Source organism: Mycobacterium sp. TH-M106 (genome assembly GCF_057473765.1).
In genome coordinates this window covers 1-2,707 of the sequence record NZ_JBYCLE010000049.1, presented here as the reverse complement: position 1 = coordinate 2,707, position 2,707 = coordinate 1, and the positions used below count along the sequence as shown (strand labels likewise).

The 2,707-nt window shown below is 64.3% G+C and carries 2 protein-coding genes; both read right to left on the bottom strand.

Annotated elements, in window-relative coordinates; genetic code table 11:
* Positions 1–68 precede the first annotated feature (68 nt).
* Complete coding sequence (locus AC2VOP_RS01690; protein ID WP_486959355.1) at positions 69–1,886, bottom strand: helix-turn-helix domain-containing protein; 1,818 nt, start codon at positions 1,884–1,886, stop codon at positions 69–71.
* A gap of 11 nt (positions 1,887–1,897) precedes the next feature.
* On the bottom strand, positions 1,898–2,614 hold the full coding sequence (locus AC2VOP_RS01685; protein WP_486959354.1) for a TnsA-like heteromeric transposase endonuclease subunit: 717 nt from the start codon (positions 2,612–2,614) through the stop codon (positions 1,898–1,900).
* Positions 2,615–2,707 lie beyond the last annotated feature (93 nt).

Here is a 2,707-nt window from a genome sequence, read left to right as displayed (position 1 = left end):
CGCTCACCGGCCGACAACGGCAATGGCACTGCTGGTGCACTCATCCCACCAGAATACCGAACAACCACCTATTTATTTGCGAGACACACCACTAGGTTGCGGTCACGGCGGGTTTCGACCTCGCCGCGGCTCCACTGCGCCAGCAGTTCGTGCACTGCCTTTTCGGGGTCGACGTGCCGGTTCTCACGCAGGCAGATCCGCTTGAGGTAGTCGGCGGCGTCGCGACTGAAGGGTTGGTCGAGTCCAGCGGCATGCTCCCAATCCAGCGCGTGCCACGTCTTCGACACCGGATCCTGGAAGTAGGTGTGGCGCACATCGTGTGCATCGACGAAGATCGGCCACTTGCCGGCATGGACGCCGCCATAAGCCGACCGTGTGTTGCGGTAGAGGTTCAATGCCGGCCCGTCGTAGCGCAGCCCGTCGACGTCGACGCCGTAATGCTGGATCGTGCGCCACCGCACGTCGAGGAACTCATAGGCGACATCCGGATTCGTCAGCAGCTGTAGCCCGCCTGCGCGGGCGATGCCGGCCTCGAACATCTCCGCCGGCGATAACGCCACGCCCGGCAATTCCGGCATACACAGCCCGTGGTGTTTGCTGCGGTGATACACACCGCCGACCCACTCGCGGATGATCTGTTCGAGTTCGCTGACATACAGAAATGCCTGGTCCTCGACCTGCCTGCCCCGCGAGTACACGTCCGGGCCCTTGTAGGCCGGCAAATGCTGCAGCAGTGATTCCCGCAACGTTCGGAAGAACCGCTCCACCGTCGGCTTGTCGGTCGGCTTGTTCGGAATGGCCGGTTGGATGCCGATTTCTAACCGCGCACACGCGCCGACCACATGTGCCGACAAATATTGGCGGCCGTGATCGACCACGATCGCCTCCGGAACGCACGACGGCAGGTCGGCGCGAGGCTGCTCATGGGCAAGCAGAACAGTGTTCGGCACGCCGTGAAACGGCCAGTCCCCGGGGGCCGACTCGCTCGCCGACGGGGCTACGCATTGATACAGCACGTTGGAGACGTCCGCGGCTTTCGTCGACACCGGGATCAACCGCAGGCCGAGCACACATCGGCTGAACAGATCCATCGCGACCGTGAGCTCCACACCCACCCAGCGCAGCGTCACCGGCTCCATTGCGAAGACGTCCAGCGGCGTCGTATCCAGCACGACGTATTCGCCCGGGCGGCATGCGCGCAGGCGACCAAACGGGCCCTTCGGACGATGGGCAACCGACCGGCGCGCCTTCGCGCTGCCGAAAGCATGCTTGTTCTTCGACAATTCAGCCAACCGTGAGTACGCGGTGCTCTTCGAGGGCAGCGGCACCACACCGGGACCGAACTCGTCATCCAACGCGTAGGCAACTTCGGTGATCACCACGCCCCGGGTCGGCGTCGAGGCATCGACATAGTGCGCCAGCACTCGCAAACAAGCGACGTCCCATCGCGGATCGATCCGCGAACTCCCCGACCGGCGAACCCGCGCGTCGACCAAACCCGCCACGCCCGAGATCCGATAGGCCGAAATCCACCGCTCGATCGTCCGCTCAGAGGTCTTCGCCTCGCGCGCGGCGATCGCGATCGCCACCTGCATAGACTCGCTTCCGCGCGCAGCCCCATCAAGCACGCCCGCGACTACCGCCGCCCGCTGCATCACTTGGCGATGCTGACCGACGGTCAATCCCGACAAGACAACCGCGTCTGGGTCGACATCGATGCGATCAATCGCAACGCCGAACACCGATTCTCGCGCTGCAAGTTCCGCCAGGCCAATACGCTGCAGGCGGGTTGTGCAACGTAGCATGGCATCACTGCCGTGCAGTGCGACGATCTCCCAGCGATCGCCGTCGAGCCAGACGTCACTGCCCACTCTCAGGTCGATCACTTCCGACCCCATCAGGGCGCCCAGGCCAGGATTGACTCGGAACTCATTGGCTGGCCCAGATCCGTCACCAATTCCTGCGACCAGAGCATCGCCAGCGTCGCCGCACGACTTCCGGAAACACCGGCCGCAGCGTCGACCTCACCGATGGTCATGCCGTCCCGCACCGCGCGAGCAACGCGAGCCGAGGCCTCGGCGCTGATCAAGGCGCGTCGTCGATATCCGCCAAGAAAACGGACATTGGCCAAGCGGACCGGACAAGCGCCGGTCCAGACCTCATAAGCCCACCCGCGCGTCCGGCACAACCGGCCGGTCCACTCAAACACCTCGGCGACCTCAGGGCGGTCGGCGAACGCAGCCGGCTTGACATCGACCAGGGTAATTTCGCCGCGCCGATCCCGAAACATGAAGTCGGGCACATGGCGCCGCGTCTGCCCGCCGTCTCGCCCGCACAACCACATCGGCTGCGCCGCGATCCGAACAACGTCGACATCGAAATCAGCCAGCCACAGCCTGTCCAACTCCAGCCGACTCTCGTACACCACATGCGCGGTATTCGTCGCCGACCAGAACAGGCCCGAATAATGACGGGCCGACGCATGACTGCGTACCCGGCGGCACGGCAGGCCACATGCCACCTGCTCGACACTCACTTCCGCCAATGTCGTCGCGACCGGAACGCCGTCATCGGCGACGTACCGGACCTCGGTTGCAGCCAACGTGTCAGCCACAGCGCCAGTCTCAACCCGCCGACATCAGATTCGGAATTCCGACACGCCACCGACACGAACTTCGGAAACCGACACGATTCGCCGGAATCTACA